This is a genomic window from Oleiphilus sp. HI0123, assembly GCF_001635315.1.
In genome coordinates this window covers 1-5,344 of sequence record NZ_LWGE01001397.1, presented here as the reverse complement: position 1 = coordinate 5,344, position 5,344 = coordinate 1, and the positions used below count along the sequence as shown (strand labels likewise).

Here is a 5,344-nt window from a genome sequence, read left to right as displayed (position 1 = left end):
GCTCTTTATGACGCAGGTGCACTAACGACGCGATCATTTAATCTAAAGGGTAACTTAACAGCTCTGCCAGTTGCTGCTCCCAGAAGTCTGCAATAGCTTCAATTGGGGCTGCCCGAACCACTTCCAATACAAAACCGAGGGTTAGCATCAGGCGAGCCTGTTCATGCGTTACGCCACGCGTTTTAAGGTAGTACAGTTCAGTTTCGTCTAACTGACCAATGGTTGTACCGTGAGCACATTTCACGTCATCGGCATAAATTTCCAGCTCGGGCTTGGAATCGATTTCAGCAGACGATGAAAGAAGAAGGTTCTTGTTACTCATTGAACCTAAGGTCTTCTGTGCGTCCGGGTGAATGTGAATTCGGCCATTAAAGACGATATGGGACTTATTGTCGGCAATACAACGGTAAGTCTCATTACTGGTGCAGTTTGGTGCAATATGTTCGATACAGGTATGGTTATCGTAATGCTGCTGACCGGTGGTGACAGTAACACCGTTAAGATCACACTCAGCACCTGCTTCTAACATCTGCACGTGCAAGTCGTGACGACCCACTTGGCTGCCCAAACCTAAAGAGTAGCTCTTGAAGTTAGCGTTACGATAGAGCGCGACACCGGTAAAACCGATTTGCTTGGCTGGCGTAGATTCAAGGTTCATACGCAAGTACTTTACATGAGCATTATCAGCAATACGCAGGTCACATACACTGTTAACAAGCCCTTGAGCACCTTCTTCGGCGTCAATGACGAGTTCTTCAATAAAGGTTGCTTCGGCATTTGCTTCAACGTTAATGAAAACGCGTGGCTGGCTCAGGCCGCTAGCATTGCTATGAAAAACCAACTTGAGTGGTTTGCCCAGTTGAGTATTCTTCGCAACGTTGATGAACAAGCCATCTTGCATCAAACCCGCATTCAGTTTTGCAAACAGCAAATGCTCTGCAGAATTACTTATGCTATTGGCGACAAGCTCGCACTCTTTCTCATCAAGAGAAGACAAACTTTTGATGGTGATACCCGCTTGTGACAAGGCATCAGCGTCATAGCTTGGCGCATTATTATTGGCGATCAGTATCGTGTTGCAATCAAGCTCGTAGCTCACTTGGTAGGGGGTAGCGATGGCCGTTGCTGGTGAAAAGCTTTCAGGAAGCTTCAAGTGCTTCGCTGAGTATTTCCAGGCTTCGGTTTTTCGGGTAGGCACAGCCGTTTGTGACAGGGCTGCCATACTTTCTTCGCTATATTTTTTCAGTGACTCGGGTAAGTCAGAAGACTTATTTAGACCGAAATCAATATCACTTAATAAGGTCATTACCGTGTCCCTAAGCTTTGTCTTCTTCGATGCCTAACCAGCCGTAGCCCTTTTCTTCAAGCTCAAGCGCGAGTTCCTTACCACCAGACTTAATAATCTGGCCGTTAGCAAGAACGTGAACGTAGTCAGGAACGATATAATCAAGTAAACGCTGGTAGTGAGTGACCATGACTACTGCACGCTCTGGTGAGCGCAGAGCATTAACGCCGTCAGCAACCACTTTAAGTGCGTCGATGTCTAGTCCGGAGTCGGTTTCGTCAAGAATCGCGAGTGATGGTTCAAGCATTAGCATTTGCATGATTTCATTACGCTTCTTTTCACCGCCAGAGAAACCTTCATTGACACCACGCTTCAAGAAAGATGGGTCTAGGTTAACTTGCTGAATCTTTGCTTTGGCTTGCTTCATGAATTCAGCCGCGTTCATTTCGTCCAGACCGCGGTGCTGGCGAATATTATTGATCGCAGTTTTCATAAATTGCAGGTTGCTAACGCCAGGAATCTCAACCGGATATTGGAAAGCTAGAAAGACACCTTCACGTGCTCTGTCTTCAGTTGACATGTCTAGCAAATCTTTGCTTTCGAAGTCGATACTGCCGTCTGTTACTTCATAAGCTTCATTGCCTGCAAGCACTTGCGATAAAGTACTTTTACCCGAGCCGTTTGGCCCCATAATCGCGTGAACTTCGCCTGCCTTCACTTCAAGGTTTAAGCCTTTCAGGATTTGTTTGCCTTCAACATTGGCATGTAAATTTTCGATCTTTAGCATTGTCTCTCTCTTTAATGCTTTTGGTCATCCCCGCCAGGGCAGGGGCCATTGTATTTTAATTGATTTAGAGTCTTATTAACCGACGGAGCCTTCAAGGCTGACTTCTAATAGTTTTGTTGCTTCGACAGCAAATTCCATCGGTAGCTCTTTAAATACTTCTTTACAAAATCCGTTAACGATCATTGATACTGCATGTTCCGCATCAATGCCACGTTGCTGACACAAGAACAGCTGGTCATCACTAACTTTCGATGTGGTGGCTTCGTGTTCAACGACTGCTGATTTATTCTTACTTTCGATGTAAGGGAAAGTGTGAGCGCCACACTTATCACCAATCAATAGCGAGTCACACTGAGTATAGTTTCGAGCGTTCTCGGCGCCAGGGCCAATACGAACCAAACCGCGATAGCTGCTGTCACTCTTACCGGCTGAAATACCTTTAGAAATGATAGTGCTTGAGGTGTTTTTACCCAAGTGAATCATTTTTGTTCCGGTGTCAGCTTGCTGGAAGTTATTGGTCAGTGCCACAGAGTAGAATTCACCAACACTGTTATCACCTCGCAAAATACAGCTTGGATACTTCCAGGTAATTGCTGAGCCGGTCTCAACCTGAGTCCAGCTAACCTTGGAGTTTTTACCGATACAAGACGCGCGCTTGGTCACAAAGTTGTAGATACCACCCTGACCATTTTCATCACCTGGGTACCAGTTTTGAACCGTTGAGTATTTGATCTCGGCGTCATCAAGAATGACGAGTTCCACAACGGCTGCATGAAGCTGGTTCTCGTCACGCATCGGTGCGGTACAGCCTTCAAGATAGCTGACATGGCTGCCTTCATCGGCAACGATCAATGTTCGTTCGAACTGCCCGGTGTTTGCTTCATTGATACGGAAATAAGTGGATAGTTCAAGTGGGCAGCGAACGCCTTTCGGGATATATACAAAGGAGCCGTCACTGAATACGGCAGAGTTAAGTGCCGAGTAATAATTGTCACGTTGGGGGACAACACTTCCTAAATACTTTTTGACTAGCTCGGGGTATTCGTGAACTGCTTCAGAAATAGGGCAGAAGATAACGCCAGCTTCCGTAAGCTTCTCTTTGAAGGTAGTACCGATAGAGACACTGTCGAAAACAGCATCAACTGCAACACCTGCCAAACGAGCACGCTCATGTAATGGTATGCCCAGTTTCTCGTAAGTTTCGAGCAGTTTAGGGTCGACTTCATCCAAACTTTGCGGCGCATCGTCCGGGTTTTTGGGAGCGGAAAAATAAGCGATGTCGTTAAAGTCGATTTCCGGGAAGTTTACCTGCTGCCATTCGGGTTGTTCCATATCCAGCCAGCTTTGATAAGCTTTCAAACGCCACTCTAGTAACCACTCAGGCTCATTCTTTTTTGCCGAAATACGACGAATGACATCCTCGTTTAATCCGGGTTCAAAGGTTTCTGACTCAATATCGGTCACAAACCCATGCTCATACTCTCGTTTAATCAGGTCTTTTACGGCCTTATCGGAGTCAGACATGCTTTTAAGCTCTCCCAAAAATAAGATATATCCGTTTGATAAAACAGGTTTTTTATCAAGCTGGTGTCATAGAATTTAGCGAATTATATAATAACCAAGTAATTTAGTCAGGTATTTTGATGCCACCTGAACAAAAAATAGTAAAAACGGTCAACTTCGATAAACTTCCAGAGGGCGCGTATTGTAGCTTTTTTTTCCAAAAAAATCAGATTTAGTACAATTAAAATACATTGCTTAGGCTAAGATAGGTATATATTCGGTAAGGAAGGAATAGATGGCTGTTTACACTCAATTGACTCGTTCACAAATAGACAAGCTTCTCGAGTCATATGACTTAGGTGAGCTTGTTGGCTTTAGCGAGATTAGCGCTGGTATTGAGAATACCAATTATTTTCTAGATACCTACCCAAAAAGCGGGGGCGAAGAAGCGGATAAAGGCGCCGTGAGGTATGTTCTTACTCTTTTCGAGAGCATGGAAAAAAACACTTTACCCTTTTTCAATGAGCTGACGACGCACCTGGCCCGAGAAGGTTTTAAAGTTCCTGCGCCAGTATTGACTAAGCAAGGCGAAGCAATTTTCGAACTTGAGCAAAAGCCTGGAATGATCGTTCAATGCTTGTCTGGTAAGGCAGTGGGCAAACCCAAGGTTACACAGTGTGAGGCGATGGCTGAATATCTGGCAAGTATGCACCTGGCTTTAAGGGACTTTCCAAGAAGTCGCCCTTTAGCGCGAGATAGCGATTGGATGTTGGCGCAGAAGGCGCTTTTGCAACAGAGTGCTATGCCAGAAGAAGACTTTGACTTACTAGAGCAGTCAATATTCAGATATAGCAATGAATATGGAAGTGCCACCCAAGACTGCCCTCAGGGTATCGTTCATGGCGACTTATTTCGTGACAATGTCTTGTTTCGGCGGGATGAGGTTTCAGGGGTCATTGATTTCTATCATGCCTGTCAGGCTACCTTGTTATTTGACTTGGCGGTGATGGCGAATGATTGGGCGTGGAATGCATCGAAAGGAGATTATGATGAGGGCTTGCTGAGAGCAATAACTCAGGCTTATCAGTCGCATCGACCCTGGACTGACAGGGAACGAGAGGTTTGGCCCAGGTGTCTTGAGCTTGGCGCCTTAAGGTTCTGGATTAGCCGTTTGGTTAGTTACTATCTGCCAGGTTATCAGCAACATTCTGTAGAGGGTGATACCGCCAAAAACCCGGATGAAATGAAGGCTATTTTACTTCGAGCGCAAGCGCTATAAGTAAAATAGCTAATTTCTTTACCGTATATCCTACTCAAACAAAGCATTAATGTTGGTGTTGAAACTAATATCAACCAGGTTCCAACCTTCTTGAGGCTGGTAGTAATTTAGTTCCCAAACTAAGGCGGCTGAAGGGTACTTCAGCAAATAGCTTATTTTATAGAAATGCTCCCCGACCGACTCTTGCTTCAAAAGTGCAAAGGAAAGCGGCTTGCCCTGACGTGCTTCAAGCATCTTCATATCGTGGGAGATCTTTTTGCCACGTTCCTCAAACTGCTCAGGACTGACGCCAATATAAGCAGACATAAGCGAATAAGCGCTGTCATATTCCGCTTGAACGACTTGGCTCATAAAGTAGTCACTGACTTTATTGATCTTATCTTTGCTGGCGAGAGGCTTGGCCAAACTTAGGCTGCTAAAAGTAATGAGTGATATGCAGCAGATTAATAAGCTGATTTGGCGCAAAGTGAGGTCCCCTATATTTAAGTAG

5 protein-coding genes are annotated in these 5,344 nt (G+C 45.1%); 1 reads left to right on the top strand and 4 read right to left on the bottom strand.

Going from position 1 to position 5,344, the window contains the following annotated elements; all coding sequences use genetic code 11:
- Window positions 1–37: 37 nt before the first annotated feature.
- From sufD to sufB, 3 genes are all read right to left on the bottom strand, one after another.
- The gene (gene sufD / locus A3761_RS17815) at window positions 38–1,306 is read right to left on the bottom strand and encodes a Fe-S cluster assembly protein SufD (protein WP_068553455.1); all 1,269 of its coding nucleotides are present in this window, start codon (window positions 1,304–1,306) and stop codon (window positions 38–40) included.
- A 10-nt stretch (window positions 1,307–1,316) separates the two neighbouring features.
- Window positions 1,317–2,072 (bottom strand): Fe-S cluster assembly ATPase SufC, encoded by a 756-nt coding sequence (gene sufC, locus A3761_RS17810; protein ID WP_068513135.1) that lies wholly within the window; start codon window positions 2,070–2,072, stop codon window positions 1,317–1,319.
- Between the two features lie 75 nt (window positions 2,073–2,147).
- Window positions 2,148–3,596 (bottom strand): Fe-S cluster assembly protein SufB, encoded by a 1,449-nt coding sequence (gene sufB / locus A3761_RS17805; RefSeq protein WP_068513132.1) that lies wholly within the window; start codon window positions 3,594–3,596, stop codon window positions 2,148–2,150.
- A gap of 274 nt (window positions 3,597–3,870) precedes the next feature.
- On the opposite strand from sufB, the gene A3761_RS17800 reads away from it, so the two are divergent.
- The gene (locus tag A3761_RS17800; RefSeq protein WP_068513130.1) at window positions 3,871–4,854 is read left to right on the top strand and encodes a homoserine kinase; all 984 of its coding nucleotides are present in this window, start codon (window positions 3,871–3,873) and stop codon (window positions 4,852–4,854) included.
- A 30-nt stretch (window positions 4,855–4,884) separates the two neighbouring features.
- On the opposite strand, the gene A3761_RS17795 is transcribed toward A3761_RS17800, so the two are convergent.
- A partial coding sequence (locus A3761_RS17795; RefSeq protein ID WP_068750616.1) for a hypothetical protein occupies window positions 4,885–5,344 on the bottom strand: 460 nt, incomplete at its 5' end.

Bases quoted from the DNA above. Each gene is read 5' to 3' on its own strand.
- sufD (WP_068553455.1), bottom strand. From the start codon at position 1,306: ATGACCTTATTAAGTGATATTGATTTCGGTCTAAATAAGTCTTCTGAC.
- sufC (WP_068513135.1), bottom strand. From the start codon at position 2,072: ATGCTAAAGATCGAAAATTTACATGCCAATGTTGAAGGCAAACAAATC.
- sufB (WP_068513132.1), bottom strand. From the start codon at position 3,596: ATGTCTGACTCCGATAAGGCCGTAAAAGACCTGATTAAACGAGAGTAT.
- A3761_RS17800 (WP_068513130.1), top strand. From the start codon at position 3,871: ATGGCTGTTTACACTCAATTGACTCGTTCACAAATAGACAAGCTTCTC.